Source organism: Vibrio sp. SCSIO 43137, assembly GCF_028201475.1.
In the GTDB taxonomy this organism is placed as follows: domain Bacteria; phylum Pseudomonadota; class Gammaproteobacteria; order Enterobacterales; family Vibrionaceae; genus Vibrio.
The window spans coordinates 2243223-2269072 of record NZ_CP116383.1; the positions used below are offsets into that span (position 1 = coordinate 2243223).

The 25850-nt window shown below is 40.9% G+C and carries 25 protein-coding genes and 2 tRNA genes; 11 read left to right on the forward strand and 16 right to left on the reverse strand.

Annotation, left to right across the window (positions count from 1 at the left end; genetic code table 11):
- Positions 1-16 precede the first annotated feature (16 nt).
- The 3 genes from PK654_RS10445 (at position 17) to PK654_RS10455 (ending at position 3501) form a co-directional block, all read left to right on the forward strand.
- Positions 17-1840, forward strand: coding sequence for a DUF3413 domain-containing protein (locus PK654_RS10445; protein ID WP_271695735.1), 1824 nt, complete (start codon positions 17-19; stop codon positions 1838-1840).
- 43 nt (positions 1841-1883) lie between these two features.
- A tRNA-Pro gene (locus PK654_RS10450) sits at positions 1884-1960 on the forward strand.
- Positions 1961-2052: 92 nt separating this feature from the next.
- Positions 2053-3501: a site-specific integrase gene (locus PK654_RS10455; RefSeq protein ID WP_333909646.1), complete on the forward strand. Its 1449-nt coding sequence runs from the start codon at positions 2053-2055 to the stop codon at positions 3499-3501.
- Between the two features lie 186 nt (positions 3502-3687).
- Here PK654_RS10455 and PK654_RS10460 read toward each other — a convergent pair whose 3' ends face one another.
- From PK654_RS10460 to PK654_RS23030, 7 genes are all read right to left on the reverse strand, one after another.
- Entirely contained in the window at positions 3688-4236 is a 549-nt protein-coding gene (locus PK654_RS10460; RefSeq protein WP_271695737.1) for a hypothetical protein, read from the reverse strand.
- A complete protein-coding gene (locus tag PK654_RS10465; protein ID WP_271695738.1) occupies positions 4226-4435 on the reverse strand; it encodes a hypothetical protein in 210 nt (69 codons plus the stop codon). The genes PK654_RS10460 and PK654_RS10465 overlap by 11 nt, the downstream gene beginning before the upstream one ends.
- A 122-nt stretch (positions 4436-4557) precedes the next feature.
- The gene (locus PK654_RS10470; RefSeq protein ID WP_271695739.1) at positions 4558-4731 is read right to left on the reverse strand and encodes a hypothetical protein; all 174 of its coding nucleotides are present in this window, start codon (positions 4729-4731) and stop codon (positions 4558-4560) included.
- Positions 4728-4943 (reverse strand): hypothetical protein, encoded by a 216-nt coding sequence (locus PK654_RS10475; RefSeq protein WP_271695740.1) that lies wholly within the window; start codon positions 4941-4943, stop codon positions 4728-4730. The genes PK654_RS10470 and PK654_RS10475 overlap by 4 nt, the downstream gene beginning before the upstream one ends.
- A gap of 937 nt (positions 4944-5880) precedes the next feature.
- Positions 5881-6729, reverse strand: coding sequence for a recombinase family protein (locus tag PK654_RS22970; protein ID WP_333909647.1), 849 nt, complete (start codon positions 6727-6729; stop codon positions 5881-5883).
- Positions 6730-7236: 507 nt separating this feature from the next.
- Positions 7237-7854 carry a hypothetical protein gene (locus PK654_RS10485; RefSeq protein ID WP_271695741.1) on the reverse strand — a complete coding sequence of 206 codons (618 nt, stop codon included), beginning with the start codon at positions 7852-7854 and terminating at the stop codon, positions 7237-7239.
- Positions 7855-7932: 78 nt separating this feature from the next.
- Complete coding sequence (locus tag PK654_RS23030) at positions 7933-8061, reverse strand: YHYH domain-containing protein (RefSeq protein WP_443088708.1); 129 nt, start codon at positions 8059-8061, stop codon at positions 7933-7935.
- Positions 8062-8569: 508 nt separating this feature from the next.
- On the opposite strand from PK654_RS23030, the gene PK654_RS10490 reads away from it, so the two are divergent.
- Together PK654_RS10490 and PK654_RS10495 are read left to right on the forward strand one after the other, a co-directional pair.
- Positions 8570-8660 (forward strand) — tRNA-Ser (locus PK654_RS10490).
- Positions 8661-8844: 184 nt separating this feature from the next.
- Positions 8845-10065, forward strand: a complete 1221-nt coding sequence (locus tag PK654_RS10495; RefSeq protein WP_271695742.1) for a site-specific integrase — start codon at positions 8845-8847, stop codon at positions 10063-10065.
- 217 nt (positions 10066-10282) lie between these two features.
- Here PK654_RS10495 and PK654_RS10500 read toward each other — a convergent pair whose 3' ends face one another.
- The 6 genes from PK654_RS10500 to PK654_RS10525 all read right to left on the reverse strand — a co-directional run bounded on the left by PK654_RS10500 (position 10283) and on the right by PK654_RS10525 (position 16426).
- Entirely contained in the window at positions 10283-10888 is a 606-nt protein-coding gene (locus tag PK654_RS10500) for a hypothetical protein (RefSeq protein WP_271695743.1), read from the reverse strand.
- A 149-nt stretch (positions 10889-11037) separates the two neighbouring features.
- Positions 11038-11724, reverse strand: coding sequence for a hypothetical protein (locus tag PK654_RS10505; protein ID WP_271695744.1), 687 nt, complete (start codon positions 11722-11724; stop codon positions 11038-11040).
- A gap of 152 nt (positions 11725-11876) precedes the next feature.
- Positions 11877-12602, reverse strand: coding sequence for a hypothetical protein (locus PK654_RS10510; protein WP_271695745.1), 726 nt, complete (start codon positions 12600-12602; stop codon positions 11877-11879).
- 333 nt (positions 12603-12935) lie between these two features.
- Complete coding sequence (locus PK654_RS10515) at positions 12936-14426, reverse strand: tyrosine-type recombinase/integrase (RefSeq protein WP_271695746.1); 1491 nt, start codon at positions 14424-14426, stop codon at positions 12936-12938.
- 162 nt (positions 14427-14588) lie between these two features.
- A complete protein-coding gene (locus PK654_RS10520) occupies positions 14589-14963 on the reverse strand; it encodes a hypothetical protein (RefSeq protein WP_271695747.1) in 375 nt (124 codons plus the stop codon).
- A gap of 140 nt (positions 14964-15103) precedes the next feature.
- Positions 15104-16426 carry a hypothetical protein gene (locus tag PK654_RS10525; RefSeq protein ID WP_271695748.1) on the reverse strand — a complete coding sequence of 441 codons (1323 nt, stop codon included), beginning with the start codon at positions 16424-16426 and terminating at the stop codon, positions 15104-15106.
- Between the two features lie 96 nt (positions 16427-16522).
- On the opposite strand from PK654_RS10525, the gene PK654_RS10530 reads away from it, so the two are divergent.
- From PK654_RS10530 to PK654_RS10540, 3 genes are all read left to right on the forward strand, one after another.
- Positions 16523-16744 carry a helix-turn-helix domain-containing protein gene (locus PK654_RS10530; RefSeq protein ID WP_271695749.1) on the forward strand — a complete coding sequence of 74 codons (222 nt, stop codon included), beginning with the start codon at positions 16523-16525 and terminating at the stop codon, positions 16742-16744.
- Positions 16745-16871: 127 nt separating this feature from the next.
- Entirely contained in the window at positions 16872-17711 is an 840-nt protein-coding gene (locus PK654_RS10535) for a hypothetical protein (RefSeq protein ID WP_271695750.1), read from the forward strand.
- Positions 17712-18138: 427 nt separating this feature from the next.
- Positions 18139-19284, forward strand: coding sequence for a DUF3800 domain-containing protein (locus tag PK654_RS10540; protein ID WP_271695751.1), 1146 nt, complete (start codon positions 18139-18141; stop codon positions 19282-19284).
- A 107-nt stretch (positions 19285-19391) separates the two neighbouring features.
- Here PK654_RS10540 and PK654_RS10545 read toward each other — a convergent pair whose 3' ends face one another.
- Complete coding sequence (locus PK654_RS10545) at positions 19392-20111, reverse strand: hypothetical protein (protein ID WP_271695752.1); 720 nt, start codon at positions 20109-20111, stop codon at positions 19392-19394.
- Complete coding sequence (locus PK654_RS10550; RefSeq protein ID WP_271695753.1) at positions 20101-20931, reverse strand: hypothetical protein; 831 nt, start codon at positions 20929-20931, stop codon at positions 20101-20103. The genes PK654_RS10545 and PK654_RS10550 overlap by 11 nt, the downstream gene beginning before the upstream one ends.
- A 540-nt stretch (positions 20932-21471) precedes the next feature.
- Here PK654_RS10550 and PK654_RS10555 point away from each other — a divergent pair.
- Both PK654_RS10555 and PK654_RS10560 read left to right on the forward strand, forming a co-directional pair.
- Entirely contained in the window at positions 21472-22833 is a 1362-nt protein-coding gene (locus PK654_RS10555; protein WP_271695754.1) for a tyrosine-type recombinase/integrase, read from the forward strand.
- Positions 22834-23002: 169 nt separating this feature from the next.
- Positions 23003-24106, forward strand: coding sequence for a tyrosine-type recombinase/integrase (locus PK654_RS10560; protein WP_271695755.1), 1104 nt, complete (start codon positions 23003-23005; stop codon positions 24104-24106).
- Here the strand turns inward: PK654_RS10560 and PK654_RS10565 are convergent.
- A complete protein-coding gene (locus PK654_RS10565) occupies positions 24097-24225 on the reverse strand; it encodes a hypothetical protein (protein WP_271695756.1) in 129 nt (42 codons plus the stop codon). The genes PK654_RS10560 and PK654_RS10565 overlap by 10 nt on opposite strands.
- A gap of 107 nt (positions 24226-24332) precedes the next feature.
- Here PK654_RS10565 and PK654_RS10570 point away from each other — a divergent pair, with 107 nt between their 5' ends.
- Complete coding sequence (locus PK654_RS10570) at positions 24333-25850, forward strand: hypothetical protein (protein ID WP_271695757.1); 1518 nt, start codon at positions 24333-24335, stop codon at positions 25848-25850.

A 25850-nucleotide genomic window follows, 5' to 3' on the forward strand; every position in this document is an offset into this window, starting at 1 on the left:
CAAGAACGAAAAGTAAATGGTAGATAGCGGAAATACATACGGCGAACGCGTTTCACGCCTGGTAAGTTGGGGACACTGGTTCACCTTCTTTAACATCGTTGCAGCGATGCTTATTGGTACCCGGTATATAACACAGTCTCCATGGCCGGAAACTATGCTGGGGCAGTGCTATTTAGTTCTGTCGTGGCTGGGGCATTTCAGTTTTCTGATTTTCGCTCTCTACCTGCTTATTTTATTCCCACTGACCTTTGTCATTCCATCCAGAAAGCTCTTTAGGTTTGTTGCCGTCTGCTTTGCCACTGTCGGTCTTACCCTGTTACTACTTGATACGCAGGCTTATCAGCAAGTAGGTCTGCACCTGAATCCATCAGTATGGGAGCTGTTACTGGAGAAAGATCAGAGCAATATCGCCACCGAGCTTCAGCAGTTATTTATTGTGCTGCCGGTCATCTTCCTTTTGCAGCTTGGCCTGTCAGAGTGGATATGGCGCAAGCAACGTAAGCTGACGAATAAGCGCGTCGGTCGTACCATCACCTCTGTATTTTTTATCAGCTTTATCTCCAGCCACCTAATCTATATGTGGGCTGACGTTGCTTTTTATAATCCGGTCACCATTCAGAAAGCTAACTTCCCGCTCTCTTACCCGATGACCGCTAAGTCATTTATGCAAAAACACGGCTTGCTAGACAGAGAAGAGTTTATTCAGCGTAGAAAAGAGAACGACAAAAACCTGATCAACCTGATGAACTACCCAATCGAGCCGCTCACAATCGATAGCCGTAGTAAAGATTTCAACGTTGTTATGGTCATGGTGAACAACCTGCGTGCCGATGCCCTGAATCAGGAAAATATGCCTTTAACGGCGCAATTTGCCGCACAGCATATGAACTACACCAACCACTACAGCTCAGGTAACAACGAAAGCAGTATACTAGGCCTGTTTTACGGTATTCCTAACAGCTATCAGAGCAGCATCCGTGCTCAGGGCATTACTCCGCTAATGGTTGATACATTAAAAGCTCAGGGATACAACTTTAGCTTGTTTAGTGCTGACAGCTTTGAAAACAGCAGCTATGGTTCTCTTATTTTTAATGGCATCAACTTAGCTCTTGCAGGAAAAGAACAAGAAAATAGTGAACAGGAACCCAGTGACCAACAATCTGTAACCAACTGGAAAAACTGGCTTGAGAACAATAGCAGTGATCCTTGGTTTAGCTATATTGAACTCTCTACTCTGGAGAATTTCGAGAATGAAGAGAGCAAAGAGAGTGCTGGCACAGCTGAACAACGTCTGCGCAAAGCCTACGACAACGCGACCGTTAAAGTGGATGCCGTAATCGGACAAATCTTTGATGAGCTGACTCAGAGAGAGTTACTGGAAAATACTGTTGTTATTATCACTTCAAACCATGGCACTGAGTTTAACGAAACCAACAGCAACACATGGGGCTCAGGTACGAACTACAGCCGATACCAACTAAACGTTCCGTTTGTGATGCACTGGCCGGGCAAAGAACCTCAACAGTTTGATAATCAGTCCAGCCACTTTGATCTTTCTGTCACTCTTATGCAAGAGCTGCTTGGTGTTTCATCCAACCCAGTGGATTTCAGCAGTGGTAAGAGCCTGTTCGATACTCAGAAGCGCAAATGGGTACTGGCGGGCAACAACACCCAGATTGCTATGATTACCGACACCACCACCACAGTGGTGGACAAGTTTGGTAATTACAAAGTGTATGACAACAGCTATAAGCGTCAGAAGAAGTCGAAAACTAAGCTGTCTATCCTGATGCAAGGCTTGTCAGAACTGAAGCGATTTTATAGCAGAGATGCAGATTAAAGTAGATTAACCCTTTGATTTACATTAAACTATATTGCATATCCGGGATGTAGCTCAGCTTGGTAGAGCACTGCGCTGGGGGCGCAGTGGTCGCACGTTCAAATCGTGTCATCCCGACCAAAACTAGGTTAAATCGATAGATATCAATCGGTTAGCCACCTCAAGCATTCTCATTGTGGTACATAGCTGTGGTACAACTGAGGATACACGATATGTTTTTAATACGTCGTGGTGATATATACTGGTATCAGAGAAGAATACCAAAGCATAGTAAGCCCCACTTTCGGGGCGTCCACATTAAGAAGTCTCTTGGCACCAAAGACAAACGAGAAGCTACCCGCTTGGCTCGTCTCCTTGCATCTGAGCATGACATCATCTTTGAAAAGCATAAGCTTGAAGCTCTTCATCAGGAACGGACTCAAAGCAAGGCTGAAGAGTTGGAGCGTCTGGCTCACATAGAGCGTCTAAACTCGTTAACTCTTGTTCAAACCGACAGTATTACCGTCAGCATTACCACAGGTAAACCCAAGGTACAGGAAGTCCCTGCGTCTACAGCTGACCAAATGCCTTCCGAGGCTGTTATAACGTCTCCTACCCCTACTATTCCCCCCATAACCCCTACAGAACAGAGTAAGGAGCCCAGCAACAAGCTATCAGAGTGTGTCAAAGAGTTCCTTCATTTCAAGGAAGCGAACCAGCTACACCCGAAGACACTCCTTCGTTATCAGACCAGTCTACAACTAGCAGTATTGATACTTGGTGATAAGCCTATAGACAGCTACAAGAGACCGGATGCACTGACGTTAAGAGACAAGATGTTGAGGCTTCCGTCTAACCTACAGAAGATACGTAAGTACAGGGGCAAGAGCATTGACGAGATACTAGCCTTTAACGACAAGCCTCGCTCAGTGGCTACAGCTAACTATGCTCTGTCAGACATAACAGGCTTCTTTGATTGGTGTGTCTTAAACGAACTGACAGAGAAGAATGTATTCCTGAAGATCGCAGCGAAGCAGAAGGTTAAAGCCAGTGAACAACGTAAGGTATTCACAGATCGTGACCTATCAAAGCTCTTCGACCAGCCTTTCTATAAAGGACAGAAGCCATACCATAAGCACTATTACTGGTTACCACTTCTTGCTTTGTACACTGGCGCGCGCATGAATGAACTATGTCAGCTATACAAGAATGATATCAGGGAAACGGAGGGGATCTGGACGATTACCTTCACGGATGAACGAGAAGACCAGCGCTTGAAGAACAAGAGCTCATACCGGACTATACCTATCCATAGTAAGCTTATAAAGCTTGGTTTCATCGAGTATGTCCAATCAATCAAAAGTCCACGCCTATTCTCTGAACTGAAGCTGAACAGAGACGGATATCAAAAGGAGGCTAGTAGATGGTTTCAGCGCCTCAGAAACACAGCATTACCTGATGCAAAGGAAGATGGAAAGACATTCCATTCATTCAGACATACCGTAGCAGATTGTCTTAAACAGCAAGGAATCTCTAAATCGTTTACCGCTGCGATACTCGGTCATAGCGAAGAGAATGAAACATACGGGCGATATGGCAAGGATTACTTAACAACGACGCTTAAGCCCGTCATCGAGAAGCTGTCATTCGAACTTGAGGTTATACCGTGGCAGTTGGTATAAGGCAGGGTAACGTAGATCTTTAATTAGCTTTCACTAATACATAAAGGATAGCAGCCAAGCGCACATACATTCAGGGATAGACTAGGCATAAGAAGCGCTAGCCCATCTAGAAGCATTCACATAGGGAGAGAGACAGACAGGCTTATACCTTCCGTTTCCCTACCCTCTGCTATGTTGTCAACGGACTTAGTGCCAACCTTCCCAAGCTGATACATCATCCTTCGTGACGTTGAATCCCGTGTCACCTTCACTATCAGATACTCCGGCACTTACCCAACCATTAGCATCAACAGGGACATCGATCTGACTCGCAAGCTCTGTACATACTGCGCGAAAGTCTGCGCCCGTCTGGCTATCCTCAGTCCATCGTGGGTCTGACATAACGCTCATAATGGTATCCTCAGTGACTTCTTCCGGCTCAACACCTGTCAGCTCTGCCACAAGAGACGGATTATCTCGCAGCTCTTGTTGGAATGCAGGGTCATAGAACGCATCAGCGCCATTGAGTAAGGTCTGCTGCTGTTCACCTGAGCTATACCATCCGTGGCTGTTACTTTGAGCGAATGTAGGGTTATTAGTCATACCTTGCTCCATAGCTTGTTCTACTTCCTGACGATAGATGAGACCGTCTTCGTAGATACTCTGATACAAGGGGTTGTTAATGGCGGCTTCTAGTTCTGCTCCGTTACGAATGACTAGCTTGTGTGTCTGAGTTGGTTTAACTTTATTGTCCAATAGTGTGTTCTCCTTGGGTTTGTTTGCTTTCAGTTGTCTTGATGTCCGTCTCCTTGATTAAAGACGCATTAGATACGATTACATCCACATACTCGTTGAAGCTCATGTGTGTTCCGTCAGCTTGGATAGTCACACCGAAGGATGCATCGTGATAGCAGGCCTTAACATGAGCTACTAGGTTCGCTTGTTGCGTATTCATATACGTATTCATTTAGTTGATTACCGTGATGTCTGTTGATTGTGGGAAGTGACGCTCTTGCATTCGCAGTCTGCGCCACTGTTGCTTCTGACCTTCTGTTGCGGGTGATGTACTGGTTACTATCATGCTACAAGCTCCGTTGGTTCATAGACCTTATTGAGCCTGCCATTCAGGCAACTCCTGATTAAGATATCCTCTACCTCTTTACGCGGTAACCGGAAGAAAGAAGCAACGTCTTCGATGCTGTCACCTTCACAGAAACGATACATGACTAGCTCAGATTCGTAGTACATCATACGGAAGGCTCCTTTCTTGCCTGCGCATCAGCTTCTAAAGCGTTCTCATAATGTTTCAGCAGAATCTCTAATAACTCTTCACGCGGTATCTTGTGGATAGTGGCAGTAAGACCAATGCTACGACCAAGCAGTAATCCTTCAAAAAGTTTTGCCTCATTGCTCATACTCCGACGACGAGCAAGCTCATAGAATACTGTCGTTTCATTGTTCATTTAGTTCCCTCCGATACTTCAAGTGATTTAAAAGAAGATGCAAGGGTCATTTCAAGGGTGGATACCGCGTGAGTGAAGCGTGTTAGCATCTGATTGACTGCTTCTATCGCCTGAAGGTCAATGGCATCTCCTGCCCTCAGTTCTCCTTTAAGAGTCTGTTCTGTTAACCATGCCGCGACTTGAGACAGCTTGGGGAAGAACCGAATGCCTTCTTTACGAATCTCTCCGGTTTGTTTATCGACGCCTTTCTTACGATAGACAATGTATTGGTACTGGTCTGCTCCTAAGAACAGGGTTTCATTTAATGGAAGTATAGTGTTTACCTCTTGTGAGTAGTCTCTTCAGAACCCGACATCCATTCAGCCCCAAGTAGCCCACTATAAAAGCAAGCTGAACGGTGAACTGAAGAGACTAGTCAGAAGATGACTTGGTTGATGAATGCAGCCGTCGAACTGCGTATGTTTGTGTTGATAGACAGAAGAAAGGAACTGCTTATTGTCGAACTTTCAGTCTGTCGTGAAGCCTGAAGTATCTCGATTTGTCTGACATTATGTAGACAGGTGTGCAGATACTTTGTGTATGGCATTAGGTGATGTTTATATCTGCTGATACAGAACCATTGAACTTAATGTAGGAACTTTAAGAATCTAAATGTTTATCTTAATGTTTGGGCATAATGTTCTTATAGGTGGCCTTAATTACATTTGATTAACAACCAATTGCTAACCAATTGATTTTAATAGCGAATATTTAAACCAGCGTTAACGAGTGTCGTTATTGCTATGGAAGGGTTGTTCTTAATACGGGGTCAATTGATTTGAATAGGTAAACACTGGGTAGCTGGCGAGCTATCAGTGAGAGCGCCAATGATATGGCAGAGTAAACAAGACAACTCATACCCTACGTTTACCCTACCTGCCGCTTATGCTTCTTGCTGTTATTGAACACCAGCCTTCTTCTTGGTTCTCTGAACAGTGCTCAGTGATACACCTAGCTTCTCAGCAGTCTTACGCATTGATGTTCCGGTGTTTAACTCTTCGATGATAGCAGCTTCGTCCACCGTCTTCTTCCTTCCTTTATATACGCCTTTGGCCTTGGCTTTGGCGATACCCTCTAGCTGACGCTGCTTTATCATAGACCGTTCAAACTCAGCAACAGCTCCTAGTATGTTCAACATCATGTCTGCAATAGAGTCTTCTCGACCACCGGCAAACTCAAGCTTCTCCTTATGGAAACGAACGGTTATACCCTGCTTTGTCCAGCCTTTAACTAAGTCCCTTAGATCTTGAAGGTTGCGAGCAAGGCGGTCGATGCTATGGACATGGATTGTGTCGTGTTCCCGTGCGTACCTCTTTAACTCTTCCAGTTCAGGTCTGCTCTTCGTAACACCGGAGCACTTGTCTTCGAACACCCTATCAAACTGGATACCCGTGTCTGCAAGCTGTCGTTCTGTATTCTGCTCTACGCTTGATACCCGCATGTAAGCGATATGATTACCTTTACGGGAAGCCCCTTCAATCTCTTCGCACTGCTCTCGTGTATTCATTAAGCTCACTTCTGCATCATGAACACATGCAGATAGGACGGCACAACGGTCTTTAAATGTATCGCGATTAAACCTATCAGCCGTGAGCCTACAAAACTTATAAGTAACACTCTTATCTCCTAACGCCCGAATATCTCGCTCTAATCTCGCGACCTCTCTTTGTCCATCCTTGGCTGTACAACCTGAGTTAGCGATGTCTAATACTTTCTTTGCTAGTGGCGTTAGTGCTTGTTTACTCATATTCTGCATCCATTTTGTATTCATTAGGCTCTAGAGGCTGGAGATTATCTGTATTCATAATGCAATGTCAACTCTTTTGACTACGATTTATGTATTCAACTCACTGTTATCACTAGGGTATACCTAATTGAATACACTCATTGCTCTATTGGTTAGTTCGTTACCAGACGTGATGACCACATCTAGAAGAAGGTAAGGGTATCAGCGGAAGAAGCAGAAGCTCGGTCATTAATATCTGTATTGGTCTTGGTTCCTGCTACCTTCGGTCTACCGATCTGAGTGGGGGCAAGGAGTACTATCCAGATTACTTCGGGCTTAGCGGGCTCCCCCTATAGGTGGCCTTAAATCATTCCAGTTTTATTCCGTCCCTGCGGAAAGCTATTTATTAGTACACCTGATTTATAAAAAGTAAGGTATGTGGTCAACTTTGCAGGGGGTATGGGGGAAAACCAAGAAGACCATCATATATAAATGGCCTCTCAAGTTTGTTCAGAGAAATGTTTCTGATTATTTTTCGCTCAACAATCCCTCTTCTTTCAGTGTATTGAGAAGCTCGTCAACATCACGCATCAGCAATTCATGGTCTTGCTTAATCTGTGCCGCGTAAATTATTAAACTCTCTTCATGTGCCTTGGCTTGCATCAAATGCGTTTCACTCGCTGTTTCTTGCCAAATCTTATGTGCAAACTCGTACTTGCTTAGCAACTCGTTGTTCATACGGTAAGAGTCTAATGTTCCTTTCGCTTGCACGTATGCCCTAACGATCTGACTTCGTAGTTTATGGTTCTTCACTCGACCTATAAGAAAGCTATTTCCGTGAAAAGCACTAAAGTAGTCATGAGAGACGGTAAAAAAGAACCGAAATGCCTCCCCCTCTTTAAGCTCAGCAACTTGAACACCAATTGCTTTGTTGTATCTTTCTATGAGCGCACTCATTTCGTCATGAATCGCTTGCAGCACTCCTTGGACAAGTAAGTCTTCAGCTTTTTCTGCCTGTTTCCCTTGATACCAAAATGTTAACAAAGACGCTATTAGCGTGCAGCCTCCACCAATTAACGCTCCAATCAACCCTGTCACCTCCGGACTCAATGACTGCTCTGCTATTGTCGTTATTTCTGTAGTCATAACACCTCCCTTAGACTAGTAAACCACATATAAAAAAGGCACGGACGCACCATGCCATTTTGTTATCAGTAACTTAAACTAGTGACAGTGGTAATCCCCTGTCTTGTGGTTTTTATGACAACCTGCACTGTTAGTTCCACCGGAATGTGCCGAAACACCTGCTGCAAAACCAATACAAACCAATAAAACTAGTGCTATCTTTTTCATTATTGCTCATCTTTATGCCAACAGTTGGGTATGTAATCATACGCCTATTTTTGAGTGCGAGCTTGATGTACATCACATCGGCACAAGTTTATTAAATGACCATCGAGAAAGTACCCTAGTCAATAAAGGTGTGACCACTTGGTATTATCCATTATTTACTGTCAGGAAAACACTTGGCTGGATACACGTCTGGTGTTACTCTCTGTGGTACATTAGCAAACCATCACAGAATGCCATCTGAGATAAAAGCTTGATAAACAATAGGTTAGAAGACACTGTGTTACGCAGTGCACGCCGTGATGAAATCGTGTCATCCCGACCAAAATTGATAAGCCCGCCTTAGAAATAAGGCGGGCTTTTTTATATCTGAACAACTATTAAATAGTGCAATCTGGCGAAGAAATATCCGTTCAGATCGTCACTTCACACCTTTTGAATAAAAAAACATCAAACAGTGATTTCAGGGGTTTACAAGGTAAAACAACCTCTATATTATGCCTCCCACAACGGAGAGATGGCTGAGTGGTTGAAAGCACCGGTCTTGAAAACCGGCATACGTTTGTAGCGTATCTAGGGTTCAAATCCCTATCTCTCCGCCATATTTAAGCTCTTGATTATTCAAGAGCTTTTTTCATATCTAGAGTACTGAAAATCACCCAAACCAATGAGGTGAGACAATTGTACCTAATCAAGCTAGCCAATTCAGTCTATTACACAAGAGTATGTTTCCCCAAGGCTTTTATTAAAAATGCCGACTACCCTTTCGATATAAAAGTCAGTCTAATGACCAAAGATCGGTCTACTGCTGTCATCAGAAACCTTAAAATTTCAGCTCTCATTAAAGAGATGATACTGGTCGAAAAACAAGCAAATCGTCATTTCCCTAAACCATTCCGCCATTTTAAGGAACACTTAGAATCCGCCATTTTCGAAGTCAGAACAAACGAGTTCAAAACCAGCGATTACGAAATCGCCTCTATCGGAAGTAAAAAAACGACGCAAGTAGTACAAAAGGAGATCGCTCACGGTACACCGCTGCCTTCAAATGTCGCAAAGCAAACCACCTCAACTATGATTGGGGATGCTCTGGAACTCTTTATAAAAGGCAAGGAATCAGGAAAAGTAACTAAGCTTACTGTCCATCAACTCAACCAACGCATAAGCCATTTCGTTTCTTTTGTTGGTGGCAAGCGCACACCACTGCAAAATATAAGCTCTCGCAATCTAGCGCTCTATGTCGAGAAACTTGATAGCTCAGGGAAAAGCCCGAAAACCTCGAAGGACTACTTCTCAGCCACCAAACAGTTTTTGAAGTGGTGTACCGCTATGGAGTACATACCATCAAATCCTTCCGAGAAAATCGAGGCAAAGTTCAGAAGCACCAAGCACGCTTCTGAAGAGCGACAACGTTGGACAAGTAAGGAGCTACGGAATCTGTTCTCTAGCACCCTCTATAGGCGTTCTAGCGAAGATTTTAAGTGGGTAACGTTACTCATGCTGTATCAAGGTCTGCGCCCTTCTGAAGCTTGTCAGCTCAAAACAAGCGATATCAAAATTGAGTCGGGCAATATGGTTTATGTTGATGTGACGGACAAAGGAGAATTACAGCGGGTAAAAAACCAAAACGCAGTAAGAAAAGTTCCTCTTCACCACCACCTAATTGAGCTTGGCTTTCTTAAATTTGTGCATCAAAAGCGACAAAGAAGGTCGCCCACTCTATTTAACTACAAACCGTCAAAGCCGGACTATGACTGGTCTAAGGGTTATCGCAACCAATTAGGTAAAATGCTTACGCACCTTGGATTCAAGGCATACCAACGCCCAACCGCATATTCGTTCCGACATTCATTTATCGATGAGCTAAAGAACTTGGGTATTGCTGAGCACTTCGTAGCAGAGATAGTTGGTCATGCTAACAGCAACATAACCTATGGAAGATATGGGAAACCGATTGATTTAGCTAAACGGGGAGAAATTATAAATCAGCTACCAGTATTTGTTTAATCGAACTAGTAGGGAAGCACATAGCAAGTTCAAAACAACGTGTGTTTCCATTGCCTTCAAGAGCTTAACGATTTGTGTTTCTATAGCGCGATGTCTTTATCATGCGTTCTCCGTTTATTTCAATGTAAACGGAAAAGTTCTAGTTGCCAGCAGTCAGTTTTCGGGGAGGGTTACAAGAGATTAACCATCCCCCTTAAGCAATTTGTTGAGTTTTGGATTAGCGTTTAACAACATTTGTTACTCCAGCAACAAAAGGTACTTTCCCATAACGTTTTTTGAAAACCACATGAGACTCTTCCATTACTTGCAGATTGAAACAATAGCAGCGCTCAAATTGCTCATACAGCTCCTCTGTTAGCCTAATAACTTGTTGTTTATCGTTGCAGTCTAAAGCTGAATTACGTAAAAGAACGATAGCAACTAACTTTTTAAACTCTCTTTCGATAGTTGCATGTAAATTAACAATATTAGCGTCTTCCGAATGCAAAATAAAAACTAACTGAGTACTGTTTCCTAGGATTTCGTTGTGACAGCTAATGATTTTCGGAAGATCATATTTTGTTGATGCAGACTTACGGTAAGGTTCTAACTCTTTTTTCAAATCATGCAGGTTTTCTTGCACTACTGTCAAAAAAAATAGGGCTTGTTGGCACAAAGAAATTTGGTTTTTTATCTCTTTTCTTTTCTCGATTACATTCTGATATTTATAAGCAAAAAGAGCACCTATAAACACGCTAAACAATGTGCCAACGAAACCAAAGATAGACTTTAGCCCATCAAATGTAAGTATCCATTCTTGGATTTTTGTAAACTCTTCAATCACTACCACCGCTTCCAATTAAGACATTTACCGCCTTGCTATGGTACAGCTAAGACCACAACACCCAAGCAAAACCACCGTAATCACTAAACCCAATCGAATCAAAAATGCAAAAGGTTAACTATCACTCTTAATCAATTAGTTATACCTACTTAGCCTAAATATTTCTCTGAAAAACCCTGTACAAACAACAACATCATTTCAACTTGTGAGGAGTCATATTCATTGTATTGACCATGCGCAGCTTTATTTCGAATATGAGCAAAGCTTGTTACCTGCTTTTGCACTAACTTTGAATACACTTCGTTTTGAGCAAGCTCAGTATTTAAAGGTTCAATTGTTTTGGGCGCACCATTAGGTTTAACAATAGAGATATCGTTTTTTTTGCTCAATTCCCGTAACCCATCTTCTAAAACAGCTCCAATAGTCACTGCTGCTGCATCTTTGTACCCTTCATTCAAAAGATGTTCTCCAATTTCCAAGAAATTTGCGAATATCTCAGCTTGCAACAATCCTTTTATATTGGAAATAAGGTCATTTTCGATATCATGCTTAACTGTTAGTGCTACACCGTGAACTTGAGATACATGGGCATGCCAATTACTGTGAATTACATAGAAATTGTCTGTTCCTATAGCACTAGTATAATTTTTATAATGCTGACTTTTCTCACCGTAGAGGCTTAATATCAGTTGTCCAACCCTAGTTACCCAAGAAGTAACTTCAGCTAAATCACTACCTTCAAGTCCGCTTCTCGCTGTAGATGCTTGTTTAACTATCGCCTCTCCAAGACTGACTATCGAATTTACTTCATTCTTCACTATCTTACTGATATTCATTTGACCTCCAAACTATAATTTTTGTTATAGGTATCAACACCTTGTTAAGGCGCGACTAACACCAAAAAACCCAAGAAAAGCGACGTAATCCCTAAACTTAACTGAACAAAAAAAGTTAAAGATTAGCTGTCACTCTAAACAACTGTATGGGTTTACTTTAATGCGATGTACGCATACCTTGCACCACTTGTAGCACCATCAAAAAGGTCGTGGTAATCGTCTTGATGAACACGCCCAATAGCTGCATCTTTAGAACGATCACTATGGGTAGAAACTTCAATTCTGGTCGTTAAACGCTCATAGTCCCCGTTAGAACCATAAACCTTATATGTACTATTGTTTTCTAGTGCTGTCGAAATAATCGGATTGTAAAGATTAAGAACTATTTTCCCTTTATCAGCATCGCGTTCCGAAACGAAAAGCTCTACTTTTAGCTTCTTCGATGAGATAACATTTATATGGTTACGTAAGTCACTATTTTTTCTTTCCAGCTCATCTAAACGTTCTTTCAGTTTTAAATTTTCGTCAATCAAACCATCTAATCGTTTGTTTAACCCATGTACTATATCTTTAGTATTAGCTCTCGAGTCTGAAACTGATTTTTTAGAAGCGAATATATCGTTCTTCAGGTTTTCTAGATTTTTGCTGGGAATAACCTCGTTTTTAGCAAACTCATTGTCATCTGTGACCACAAATTGCCCGTTTTTAATCTCTTCACGAAAATATCCATCTCGTTCAAAAGATTGTTGAATTTGCGGTTGTATGTAAGCTGCAACAAAGCTCTCCCATTGCCACAAAAGCACCCCGCCCAAAACAGTAAAGCTAGCGGCAACGGAAACTCCAATTACATGCTCTTGAACCTTGCCCCAAATTGTCATTTATTCTCCTGTAAACCTAACGCTTCTATATGGTTTATTCCGTCTATCATTCTCGAATCCATCCATATATCACTGAAAGTAACACATGACACAAATTAGCTTAACCACTTGTATATTAAAGATATTATCTAACTTAAGCTGACTTAACAACAATTGAAAGATGAAAAGAACCTTATATCACGCCAAGTTTTACTAAAAACATCTAAACCTTGCCTACTTCAGCAAAACTCCTACATAAAACTGATTTAATGGGAGAAATAAAAACTATAAAATTGCTCATCATCAATAAGTTAGCACAGATAACTCACCTCTAAGCTGTTGACACTGAGCGTATCAGACCAATCGTAACCTCGGGCGAATTTTCATCTGAATGTTAGGCCGAGGCGGAACATACCCAAACTCCTTGGCGAATATACCATCAGAGATCTCCCACGCTTCTTGCTCCATCTTTGCTGTGATATGAGCATAATTGGTCTCAAGCACCCTAGAACTATCAGAATGCCCCATATGCTTCTTCAATACCCGTGGTTTTGCCCCACCTTCAAGAGACAATGTCGCGAAGGTATGGCGAGTCAAGCTAAGGCCGCGATGTGGCACACCAGCATCTTTCAAAAACGGCCTCATAAACTGTCGAGTATAGTCAGCACTCACTTCCCAAGGTCGTGCAGTTCTGGCATTAACGAAAAGAAATTGTCGGGTTATGGTATGCACCTGCTTATTGTCCTTATCAAGCTTTTTAACTTTGATTGCAGGATAACGATTGGACAATTGCAGTGCTCTTTTAAGAAGAGGAACGCACGTTGCGCTTGTAGTGATCGTACGTTCCAAATTTCCTTTCGGAAATGTATATAAATCACCGTTAGCGCCCTTTGCTAAATCAATGGTGATTTTGGCTCGCTCTATCCCTCTCTCATCATGGAAAAACTTAACAGAATCCCTACCAATGGAGATACCTTCACAAGGTCGCCAGCCAGTATCAAGAGATATCTGCAATAGAAGCTTATCCGACTCAAAGGAGGTTGCAGTAGCTGTCATCTTCTCGATCTCTTGTCGCTTAAAGTAGTTCTCTTTGTTTTTTGACGTGCCTCTTGGTGTGTTTTTTATGTCACCACAAAAATCAACGCTAATTACCCCTTTGCTCAGAGCATTCCTTGAGATATTTCTTAGGTAATTTAGAGCCTTGTTTGCTGAGCTATTGGTAGCATGTTTTCCAGAAAGTTTATTACGGATCGCCAACACGTCATCTTCATTGAACTTTGTTAAAAGCTTATCTGGATTGGTACAACGGAGGATACTTCTGATCGTACTATTGATATCTTCAATCGTACTTTGCTTCCTAGAGACTCCATACCACTTATCGCGATAAGCGCACATAGCGTATCCTAAAGAACCATCCTTAAAATCATCCTTATTCAGCGCCTTCATTCGTTTAGCCACAAAGCTGTTTGGTAACTGGTTATTGGTATAGGACACAGGCTGTAACTGATGGATGAAATGATCGCCTTTAATGAGCGGTATAAACCTATCTTGCTTAGCGATATCTTTCAGGATGGCGATCGCCTTGTTCACCACTTTTGGCGTAACATGGCGTCGCTCTCCATCTTGAGACATAGCGTTATCAACCAAAGCTTTGATATGCTTTGGCTGAAGATTGAGAATAACTACATGCCCAATAGTTCGGGTAAGCAAAATACCACCTGACTTCCAGTACTTGATACCATGCAGAGACTCAGTAGCATGGACTTGTTGGAACATTGTCCAAACCAAGTTAGCTACAGTAAGCTCCTGATAGTCATCGGGATTATTTGAAACTCGTTTTGCCATCCAGCTCGTCTAATGCAAAAAATAATGAAGTCATTTTTATTATTCACAAAAGATGAGCGAAGGGGGGCGTTTAGTCGGTTTTTTGAAAATAAAGTTGTTCCAAAAACTTATGTTATTGTTATCTATAGACTATATTTTTCATTAATTGCTGGATTATTCCAATCAATCCCAAAAATCACTTATTAAGTGGTCAAAGCTTTTCCTCATCAAACTCAATTTCAGGGAATCACACAACTCAAATTTAAGTCGATTGGCGACAGTTTTCGCATATGAATTAATGTCTTCTAACGCATCTACATCTAGGTTTTCTTTATTGAACTTATTTTCTAACTTATTGAATAACAGATGAATCTTGGCGTAGCTTTTCAAAGTGTTTATTTTTTGCAGATCGTCATAACTACAAAGCTCAGCTTCAACACACATAGCAACAAAGCTGTTAGCTATCGTAGTTTCTATCGTCTCGATTTTTTCTTGCCACTCTTTCTTATCAATTTCTTTATTTACTAGTTTTATAAAATTGCAATTATCTTTTTTCATAGCTTATTTATTTCATTTAATTAATAATTAATAAAACAAAACTGATTAAGCAACAGTTGACAGGTAAATTTATTTAGAAAATAAAAAAGCCCGATATTAATTAGATAGCATCGAGCTTTTTAAGAATTAGAAAGGTAGTTTTATTTTTTCCAGTCGTTCAATAAGTTAACGGCAAGATCCCTATCTTTAATAAACAAATGTGGATAACCCGCATCGCCGCTAACAGTTGCAATAATCATGTCGTTTGTAATAAATGCAGGTGTTACTTGATCTCCAAACAAATTCAGCTTGTTATCGCTAATAGACCAAGAAATGGTTCTTTCACTTTCACCGTCTTCGCGCACCGTAGCTGTGCCATCCGTATTGAAATCAAATTCAACGAGTGCAGGTTGTGGGATAGCGTTAGATGAATCATCAAACAAGTAATAAAGCTTTTGCCCTCCAGTACCTGCAAATAGCTCTGAAGTTGCATTTTCAGTCGGTAGACCCGCACTAATATTTGTACTTGTGTACAAGTTTAAATCTCCCTGTTCGGCAATAACTAACATGAGTTGTTCACCGCTCGCATAGATAACTTCTTCATATGCAGTTGTTCTGCCCTCTTCAAAGATAAAACCATTACGAACATAGTTAACATCGATAGCACTTCCTGAATTGATAGATAGTGTATTATCCGTGAATTCTGCACGGGAGTAATTACCGCTGTCTCGGGAAAATCGTGTTTCATTAGTACTGACAACATAAAAGGTTTTATTCGCGAAAAGGCTTTGTATTGCTGGTGGCATATTTTGTACTGTACCGTTGCTATCGACGTATCTAGTGGCTTTGTCTGCATCATCGATACCTTGTATCGCGGTTGAAATTTGCGTTAGTGAAGCTTCAAGTGATACAGCGTCTAAGCTACTAGAGTCTTCTGTTAACCGTTGAGCTATGGAACGTGCGTACAGATGTGCGTTGATTGTTTCTTCGGAATTAGTAGCAGTGTAGTCACTATCAATTACTGACTCTGGCAAGTTTAGCCTAGCTGCTAAATCAGTTAGGCTCATATTAGTTGCTCGTGCTACTGTGCTGAAAGGCGTTACTACTGTTGCTCCAGCATTAGCCGTCAGCTCAAAAGTTTCAGTTAAGCGCCCAGCCTTATCTTTATCGTAGGTCGAACCAGCAATAGCTCGAACAATAACAGGATATTGTGAGTCACTACGACTCAGCGCAATTTCTCCGTTCTCCCCAGTATTTGAGGCTAACTTTTCATCTGCTTCCGGTTCACCATTGTTATTCCTGTCCACATAGACTTCGGCATTCACTAAATAACCATCAATCGCTTTGATAGTCGTCGTAGCGCTATTTTCATCGGTAGCCGTATTACTATCGCTACCACAGCCCACCAACACACTTGTTAACATTGCAGCCAAAAGTGTTTTCTTTAAATCTACCATCTGAACCTGTTGAATCACGTTGTTCATTCTTACTCCTCAATTTGATGATTCTTTTTGCTCCGCCAGCGGAGCAATTTAAGGCATGCTACAGGATACGATTTTGCTCTGCAAGTGGAGCAAAGCATGAAACAGAATATTGTCGGAAAAACAATCAAGTCGATAAGAATGAGCAGAAACATTACGCAAGAAGTCATGGTTGCGAGGCTGCAAAGTTCTGGTATGGATATGAGCAGATCAACTTATTCAAAAGTTGAAGCTCAGCTTAGACAAGTACGAGATGTTGAATTAATAGCATTCGCCAAAGCATTGGGTGTGCCTATTGAAGCACTGTTCAAAGACCTTTAGGGGCATGGGGATTCTCCCCATCAAGATTTGGGAAACTCAAGTTTACTATGGGTTTCCCTATCTTGAATCCTACGATTGACATAACGTTTTTTATTTAAACTTAATTTATTAATATTTAAATAAAGACATGAAAAATAACGGACTGAAAAATTGGGTAGTGGTGGCGAAACCTGTTCAAGGTTTAAATGGCATGATTGCGCGTGAAAGATATCTTATGAGCCAACATCGCCACAAGAATAGCAAGATTATTTCACTAATCGGAAATGCAACTACATCTAAAAAAATCATTCTGAAAGGAGAAAGATATCTACTTAAGCAACGTATTGAAAGAAAAGGTGGACGGCCTATCTCGTCATTCGCTGTTGAGTTATCGCTATCTCTGCCACCATCACTCGAACGTAAGCCGACACCTGAGCAATGGAAACAAATAGCTATCAACTGTTCAAAAGCCGTTGCCAACTATTTGAAGCTATCACCACAAGATAAACAAGAGTTCTATTCACATGTCAGGTGTGTCTTGCATGACCAAAGCAACCCCCATGTTCATCTTATTCTGTGCAAAATCATTAACGACAAAGTGCTCCATGATCTGCAACGTAAAAGATGTATCGCTGTAGCTAAGGAAAGCTTTACTGCGTCTGTTCATCAGATCTGTGGTATAGCCATCAATGACTATAAGCCGCATGAATTAAATCGTGGAAAACGGATTGATAAATGGAAATATCAACGACAAAAAGCTGAAGAAGTTATTGCCGAGGCTAAGCAGCTTAAGACTATCGAAAACCAAATAAGCAAGTGGTTTGAAGCTTATCGTGAGTCAGATTTTCGGCAGATGAATAGACAAGTTAACCGTATGCGAAAAACTTATTTGTCCTTGCCTGATAATGCTCGTAACAACCAGAACTTGATTTATGGCCTTAGCAAGATAGAGAAGACATCTGGTAAATCCATCTCTAATACAGTATAAAGCCACCAGCAAAAATAGTGTATATATTAATCTAAAATCTCATATCGATTATGTGGATTAGTCTGAACTAAATCTATCAGAGTTGAAATAACGATGTAAACAGATCTGGTAGATTGCTCTATCAAGCCTTTGCCCCAAAGCTTACTAACACTCGTTTGTTCATTTGGTAGTTTAAGAGCGAATTGCCCTACAAAATATCACCTATTTGCACTTCGCTGTGTAGCAGTCCTAATCTGGATAGGTATACAGCATACCTTAGCACGCTTACTTTTAAGGATATTGAGAACCATATTCGTGCGCGACATCCCAACACACATCATTCAACATCATTTAAAATCAACGACATACAATCCGTAACGGTTTGATAATAGGTTCGAAAACGCGCATGCGCACTAATAAACATTTTATTGTCCAAGGAGTTTTATGAATGAGTTATACATTTTTTTATGATGAATCCAATAATATTCGCAAGCTTTTCCTCAAAGGAAAAAGGTTTAATACGGACTCACACTCTAACCCATCGCCGTGCTTTGTTCTTGCAGGAATAGTGCATGAAGGTGATGTTGCAGAAAGTGATATTAAAGAACTTTTAAATGCTCTTAAGCTTCCTCCAACGGCCAAAGAGTTGAAGTTCAAACAGGTTGCAAAAGGTGGATTTCTAGATAACCTTAAATCTGCAAAGCTGGTTGTTATTTTAGAGTGGTTGCTTAAAAGTGATTATTATATTCATTATGACAACATTAATATGGAGTATTGGTCTTTAGTAGATATCATTGATGATTGTTGTGAACATGTAGATAAATATGGTGGTTTAAACTACTCATATGCTGGTGGAAAGAGGCCTTACCTTGATTATCATAAAGATGCACTATATGAGCTATTGAAAATGGATAAATCTAATTTTCTTAGCTTGCTATCAAAATATGGTTATCCCAAAATAAAACCTAAAGATGCAACTTCTTTTAATAAAGGACTAAATAAATTAGCAAAAAAATACTCTAGGCCAGAGGCAAGGGCGAGGAAAATTGTAGACAAAAGAACTTCATTTAGCTTATTGAGTCTTTCAAAGCTATTCGATATGTGCCGTAATATTGAAGAGTATTTTCTTGTTTATGACCATAAAGCGGGATCATTAATTGATGGTTTTTCGGTCTTTTACGACCAAAGAATAAAACTCTTTAATGGATCAAAGCATATATTAGATAATGAATTTGAAATTCAAAAATGCTTCGAAAAATATGAGGGTTTTGATAAAGAGCTTAGTAGTGTTAATTATGAATTTGTTGACTCAAGCTCATATCTTGAGGTACAAGTTTCAGATGTGTTATGTGGTCTATTTAAAAATTATTTCACGTTCATCAACAGCCTAAAGCTTAGCGATTTAGATGAAGTTAAATCATCACTAACTAGCTCTCAGCGACATTGTTTACAGCTAATATCTGACTTGATATCCAAGTCAGATAAGAAAAATAAAGATTTTCTTTTTTACGTCATGTCAATGGGTGAACATGAAAAGCACAAGCGGTTCATGTTCGGAGAATATAATAAGTCAAATCACGCGGATGTAGCATAGCTGCAACGGCGTTTAAAACGAAACCTTCAGAAAAGTTCAAGAACTGGAGTTGGGAATCTAGCACGCTTTTGTCTATAGGTGTGCTAGAGGAGATCAAGGTTGCATTTTTAGTACGAATCTATTGGAAGCTTGAGGTCAGACAAGACTGCTACTAGCTCTTCTGTATCACGCATTAAACGAGATGATTTATAATTCATAAACTGCATGCTTATGAGAACTAACCGTAGCATAGAAAACTCTGTGAAGTTTATCATTGTTTCCATCTGGGACTTGCGTTCTTCTACTGTAAAACCGTTTTCATCAGAAAGCTTCTGTACGATTGTTTTAGTGATAATGTAAAAAACGCGTTGAGTGTTAAACAGTTTTTCTTCACTATCTGCTTCGCAAATCATTGATTTTATTTCGTCATCAGTAGCATTTACATTTCTCAGTTCAACAACTTTCTCTTCAAGTTTGCGTACGGCTTCAACGCCAGAGTACGACTGATTATCAAATGTTAACCTGAAATACTCAAAAGACTCTCTCTGAGAGCCTAATAAGTTAAAGAAGTGAGTCTCAAATGATCGTAGCTTTTCATTTTTGATATTTAAGCGCGATTCCTCACGAAGAGTTGCATTTGATTCATTCTGCAAGTTCAAAGATTTAATAAGCATTACTAACGAGATAAAGCTAAGTAACGGCCCTAAAACGCCACCGACATAACCACCGAATTGATTCCAATGATCAACATCATCAGAAAAATCATAAGTATGGAATTGCAATGCATATATACCAATCACTAAAAAAATACAAAATGCAGCGATATAAATGTAAGAATCATTCTTCATTGGCTACTTCAAATCCAGAAATCAAATATTTAATGATATGCCCACTTTTTAGCCTTAGAGTGGTGGCAGTAATATCTATATATTCCCAGTTTTCAGATAAAACTCCATTATTTTTATCTAGGTTTTCTGAAAATTTTTTCCTCGCAGCTACTCGAACTTCTTTATACGCAGATGGAAAACCAAATGCTACCGTTTCACTTTCGCCTTGAATGAGAAGACGTCCGTTACCAGTATTTATGTTGAGCCGTGTTATACATACTCTCAAATGAACAACTTCGCGATTTTCTCTAGGAGTAAGGTTAGTTCTGCTTTGCTGGCTTATAGTTACCACCTCGCGTCGGTCAAATTCTCCTGTATGTGTTCTGATTAGAACATCGTGTCCAAAAGAACTGGGGACAGATGTAGCATTTTGAAGAGGGCTACGTCGCAGTTTCTCAACAAGTTGATTTTGAGTCTCTTCTGAAATTGAAGATATTAAATGATTTGCTTTATTTGATAATGGTGGAGATTCTTGGTACAACGCTTCAGAAATAAAATAGCCTATAACTTGACTCATGACTTTAGTCTCAATTTTTCTTAGCTTGGCTTTCAACTCAGGATCTTCAGTACCAACTTCAAATACAAGGCCATAAGATCCTTCAAAAGATTCCATCATCTTATTGCGAATTTTCGAAGCACTAGTGTTGCGTTGGGATACAGTATCAGTAACAGTTGCTTCGACAATGCTTCTAACGGCTTCAGATGCACCTGATATTGTTTCTAGTCCCGTCTTCATATCGACGGTATGCTCTTCAGTTTGGATGATTAGGTCAAGTTTCATTATTAGGCTCACATTATGCACTTTTATGCTATGCCATCAATATAGCATTTATAATATGGGAAAACATAACTATCTAAAATGTAAAGTTAAAAAGTGTACAATCATCAGACTTTCACCCTGTATTACATCAAGGGGCAAAAATGATTCAGCAGTACCTCTCCCAACTTTCTGCTACTTAGAAAAATACTTCATGAGCCCACATTATATTATGCCTTCAACTCATTCTTATCGTTTAAGCCTGACTATTTAACTTCATCCCATATTTTTTACTATTTCACTATTTTTTGCTGGTGGTTTGGCCTTGTAATGATGATTTAGCCCACTTCCTGAGTGCCCGCCACTTTTAACGCTTGCACTGACTTTGTTAATCGATGTATAGTCAACCCAGAAGTTCAACTAACAACCTGATTTATCAATACTAACTATGAAAATATTTCTGATAATCAAGAGTTTAATAGATTGCAAAAGCTAGGGGCTAGAAGGGGATTTCTGGTGTTCAAATCCCTATCTCTCCGCCACTTCAAAAAATGAAAAAAGCCGTTGATTATCAACGGCTTTTTTCATATCTGGGGAATGACTAAGTCAATTATAGGATTGACTGAGACAATGTACCTATTTAAAACCGCTTCGCACAACTACTACACCCGTATTTGCCTACCAAAATCTGCTCGTGATCGCGGCTTTCCATATGATCTCAAAATTTCCCTTCTCACTAAAAATCGCCGACTGGCATCGATGCGCAACTTAACAGTGGCTATTGAGCTTAAACGGTTGATAGATGGCATTACGCTACAAACAAAATCACATGACTTTAAGGTAGCAGCAGATGCGCTTATTAACGAGCTAAGAAGCGCCTTCACTGATGAGCATAACGAAGGTCACGCAATAGCGATACCTGTACGTCATACAAGTACTGAGCCTTCACCTGATGCGAACATGCGCAGCACATCATCCATCGTTTCTTTAAAAGATGCCAAGGCATCTTTTGTGAAATCTAAAGAGCTTCAATCGATTAAACCTCTGACCATTTATCAGTTAGAGTCACGTATCCGTCATTTTGTTCAATTTGTTGATACAGAAAGAGTTGCTGATGTCACCACAGCGCATGCACTTCTGTATCGTGATGAGTTATTGAAACAAGGCAGAAGCTACAAAACGAACAAAGAGTATCTGGCGGCTTGCCTTCAGTTTTTTAAGTACTGCAAACTCATGAATCATACTGTGCTTAACCCTTTTGAAGATGTAAAAGTCCAGAACAAAGGTACAAAACGACAGGATGAGCAACGAGACCGCTGGTCACTGACAGAGTTGGCAAAGTTTTTTAACTGCCATCAGTTTTCCGAAAAAGACGAAGAGTTTAAATGGATTTCTAGAATACAACCTCTATCTGGCATGCGCCCCTCTGAAGTATGTCAGTTAAGGGTTACAGATATCAGGAGGGAAGATGGGATTCACTACTTTTCTATTAACGATAGTGCAGATGGAAAAACAGTGAAGAATCTCAATAGCATTCGTAAAGTGCCCATTCATAACCATCTGATTGAAATGGGCTTTCTTGGCTACGTAAAAATGGTGAAAGCAAAAGGAAATACCCAGCTTTTTAGTTATATCCCTGCAAATCAGTTTGACGATTGGTCAAAATCCTTTTGTTCACAAATGGGGAAATTCCAGACAGCTATTGGAATGAAACCGAAACAGCGACCGACTGCTTATGGCTTTCGGCATACCTTCATCGATGAGCTTAAACAGCAAGATGTTCCAGAGCATGTCACGGCTCAAATCGTGGGGCACGGGAACAACAGCATGACGTATGGCCGTTATGGTAAGCGGCTATCTTTAGAAAAATTAGCGTTAGTGGTTAATCAAGTTAGCTACGCACCGCTATTTGAAGGAAGTGAGTAAAACGTTGGATTTTTTCAAATTTTTAACTGTTTGATTAAATTCGATAAGTGCATTTCATTATAATAACTAGCTAATATTATTAATGTTTTCGGTTTTGACTTTGTTTTAGGTGGTCGTTAATCTGCTTTCAAAATGAGAGCAGCAAGCAAAGCTGCCTAAGAGATAAAAATTGGAAAACAGCAATAAGAAATTAATTAATGACATTATAGATAGTTACATCCTTAGCCGCGTTCATACCGTGGCACCATCAACACTGTGCTCTGATCGTAGCAAAGCCAAAAATCTTAAAAAGGTTTTTAAAGGGCGATTCGTTGAAGATATTAAGCACAGCGATATTCGTGACCAGATTAATCGGTGGCACAAAAAATACAGCAATAAAACCATCAATGAGTTTTTGACCATCATTCGGGCGGTTTTTGAACTTGCAGAGCGTGACGGCTTACTACAGCGTAATCCGATGGATGGCATTGAGAGCCTGACCGTCAGTCGTAAAGAGCCAAATCCTTTCCGTAAATCCGAAATACAACGCTTGTTTGAAACCCCTGCCGAATGCATGAGTGGCAAAAATGCAGCCTTACTAAATATTCTGACAGGACTTCGGATTAGTGAACTACTGGCACTGGGATGGGATGATGTTGACTGGCTGCGAAAAGTGCTACATGTCCGTCACGCTAAGGTACTCAATTGTTACAAAACTACGAAAACCGAGGGCTCAGAGCGCGAAGTTGAGCTTAATGATTTAGCGATAAGCTTACTCAAAGAGCAAAAGGCGTTAACGGATAAAAAGCGTGCACGTACTGTGTCTGTGCTCCAAGAAGATAATAAAAGCTGGGTTAAGAAAAAAATCCGTTTTGTGTTTTACAACAGTAAAACGAATCAACCATTCCTGCATGCAAAACAGTTTGGTAAAACCTTTTTCACTCCCTTTCTTGAAAAAGCAGAAGTAGAGCATCGAGGCCCAGGACAGCTTCGCCATACTTATGCCAGTCAATGCTTGACGGCGGGTATCAGTAAAGAGTGGCTAGCCCAACAGATGGGGCACAACAGCACTGAGATGATTGACAAGCATTATGGACGCTGGATGAAGTCCGATGCGCCCGACTATTCCAATGTCTCTGTCGCTCACCTTGCTGATGCTTTTGGGCAAAGTTCCATCGTGGTAGATAGGCTTCCATCTCATGTCTCGCAGGATTCCATTGCACTGGCAAATGCTCTACAGAATCAACCGAAACTTAAAGCGTTGGTAGAGGGTGTCATTGGCGGTCAGTCATGAGTTTCTTTCATACCGCTACCACCCATGGCAACTTCGGTGCCGTGGGTGGCAATACCGTTGCCAGATTTGGCACCAACCTTGTCAAAAGCGTTTCCCTGAAATGTGGGACGCTTTGGCAACCCGCTACGCTCCCGTCACACTTTTTGTTCCAAAAAGATGCACGTGAGCTGCGGTCAAGAGAAGCTTCTCTTGACTCTCTAAATACCTGGCCTCTGGGGAGGCCAGAATGAGTCGGGATATCCATTATTTTCATCGCAGAGGCAACTATACATCTCAGTTAGATGGTCGCTTGAGATGCGAGGCATCACTCAAGCATTCGCTCAGGATAACCGCCATTTTGCCAGATTCACAGGCGAAGGCTAAGTCGACTAAAAAGTTAGAGTGGAATGAGAAGTTATCTGACAGAAATCTTATTTGGTGTAACGGCAGGTTATCTCAATTAGATACGTGGTCGGAAGAGGCGCGTACAGAGCTGCTGCATCATATCGCGCCAGTTCCACGTATCAAAAATCAAAAGAGGCTTCAGACTCAACATCGGCAATACAAGAATAAAATGAAAACGGCGATTGCCAGTGAAACTAAAAAAGGAAATCGCGAGGCAGCGGAATTCCTTCAGACTGTACTTGATACCGATGAGCACGTCTCGTATTCCAAGATAGCGAAATTTGAAAAACTCAATATGCAGCGTAAAAGGCAGCGCATTAAAATGCTTGAAACCTATTTGAATGCCCATAATCAGATTCAGAGGCGTGCTCCTACGAATGCTGTTTATTTGCAGGAAGGCATCTTCAAAGTACCGCATCAGTGGCAGGTGGGCTCAGATACCGTAAGTCTGAAAGAGTATATTAAACTTACATGCAAATTTCTGACTCATTATTTTCCGCAGTACCCGATTGAAGCGATTATAGGTCACGATGATGAGCGCAGCGTGGAGCAAGATACAGGTTGTCACCCGCACTATTTCCTATCTGGTCGTAACAGCGAAACTGGTGAGTACGACTTACATAAACGACAGATACAAGTAGTCAATGAGTACATCAGGAAAGTGTATTCCGTTGAAGGTTTCTTTCCTCAAAAAAGCAAACTCAGTCGTGAAGAGTCTCAAGATTTCGGGCGGTTCTTTCAGAAAATGGTGAGGGATTTTGCGAACGAACATCTGTTCCATGCCAAGGGACTCAATATTGTGTTTGCACCTGAGACAGAACGACAGTCAGAAAGACGAAAGGAAATGAACCGAGAAGCTACCCTTCCGAAATCTGAGCGCAGCTATAACTATCACACACATCAGTTAGAACTGATTCAAGACAAGATTGAGCTGACCGAGAAGAAGCACGCTAGCTTGTTATGTGAGCAAGTAAAAATCGAGAAACAACTCACTCAGCTAACAGATGATACAACTCAGGCACAAGCGAAACTGAGTGAACTACAGGTCGAACGAGACTCGGTGAAAATTGAAGTGTCAGACCTGAAAGCGGAATCTTCACGACTAACCACGCTCACCCATCACTTAACGCGGGAATTGGTGCCAAAACTGGTTGATATCTTTAAGAAAGTACTGCTTTCTATCAATGCCAGAGACAAAGGTGTTTTGAAAAAGCAAAGTGAATACCTGACCTTTGCCCTGAACTCCACGTTAGACCTGCCACCTGAGCTGGCAGAGAAAATGACAGGTGAGATTGCTCTGCTACAAGAGTCCGATAACCAGTTAGCGAACCAGAGCATGGATACCCCCAAAAATAAGTAA

Bases quoted from the DNA above. Each gene is read 5' to 3' on its own strand.
- PK654_RS10445 (WP_271695735.1), top strand. From the start codon at position 17: ATGGTAGATAGCGGAAATACATACGGCGAACGCGTTTCACGCCTGGTA.
- PK654_RS10455 (WP_333909646.1), top strand. From the start codon at position 2,053: ATGTTTTTAATACGTCGTGGTGATATATACTGGTATCAGAGAAGAATA.
- PK654_RS10465 (WP_271695738.1), bottom strand. From the start codon at position 4,435: ATGAATACGCAACAAGCGAACCTAGTAGCTCATGTTAAGGCCTGCTAT.
- PK654_RS10470 (WP_271695739.1), bottom strand. From the start codon at position 4,731: ATGATGTACTACGAATCTGAGCTAGTCATGTATCGTTTCTGTGAAGGT.
- PK654_RS10475 (WP_271695740.1), bottom strand. From the start codon at position 4,943: ATGAACAATGAAACGACAGTATTCTATGAGCTTGCTCGTCGTCGGAGT.
- PK654_RS22970 (WP_333909647.1), bottom strand. From the start codon at position 6,729: ATGAGTAAACAAGCACTAACGCCACTAGCAAAGAAAGTATTAGACATC.
- PK654_RS10485 (WP_271695741.1), bottom strand. From the start codon at position 7,854: ATGACTACAGAAATAACGACAATAGCAGAGCAGTCATTGAGTCCGGAG.
- PK654_RS23030 (WP_443088708.1), bottom strand. From the start codon at position 8,061: ATGAAAAAGATAGCACTAGTTTTATTGGTTTGTATTGGTTTTGCAGCA.
- PK654_RS10495 (WP_271695742.1), top strand. From the start codon at position 8,845: ATGACCAAAGATCGGTCTACTGCTGTCATCAGAAACCTTAAAATTTCA.
- PK654_RS10505 (WP_271695744.1), bottom strand. From the start codon at position 11,724: ATGAATATCAGTAAGATAGTGAAGAATGAAGTAAATTCGATAGTCAGT.
- PK654_RS10510 (WP_271695745.1), bottom strand. From the start codon at position 12,602: ATGACAATTTGGGGCAAGGTTCAAGAGCATGTAATTGGAGTTTCCGTT.
- PK654_RS10515 (WP_271695746.1), bottom strand. From the start codon at position 14,426: ATGGCAAAACGAGTTTCAAATAATCCCGATGACTATCAGGAGCTTACT.
- PK654_RS10520 (WP_271695747.1), bottom strand. From the start codon at position 14,963: ATGAAAAAAGATAATTGCAATTTTATAAAACTAGTAAATAAAGAAATT.
- PK654_RS10525 (WP_271695748.1), bottom strand. From the start codon at position 16,426: ATGAACAACGTGATTCAACAGGTTCAGATGGTAGATTTAAAGAAAACA.
- PK654_RS10530 (WP_271695749.1), top strand. From the start codon at position 16,523: ATGAAACAGAATATTGTCGGAAAAACAATCAAGTCGATAAGAATGAGC.
- PK654_RS10535 (WP_271695750.1), top strand. From the start codon at position 16,872: ATGAAAAATAACGGACTGAAAAATTGGGTAGTGGTGGCGAAACCTGTT.
- PK654_RS10540 (WP_271695751.1), top strand. From the start codon at position 18,139: ATGAGTTATACATTTTTTTATGATGAATCCAATAATATTCGCAAGCTT.
- PK654_RS10545 (WP_271695752.1), bottom strand. From the start codon at position 20,111: ATGAAGAATGATTCTTACATTTATATCGCTGCATTTTGTATTTTTTTA.
- PK654_RS10550 (WP_271695753.1), bottom strand. From the start codon at position 20,931: ATGAAACTTGACCTAATCATCCAAACTGAAGAGCATACCGTCGATATG.
- PK654_RS10570 (WP_271695757.1), top strand. From the start codon at position 24,333: ATGAGTCGGGATATCCATTATTTTCATCGCAGAGGCAACTATACATCT.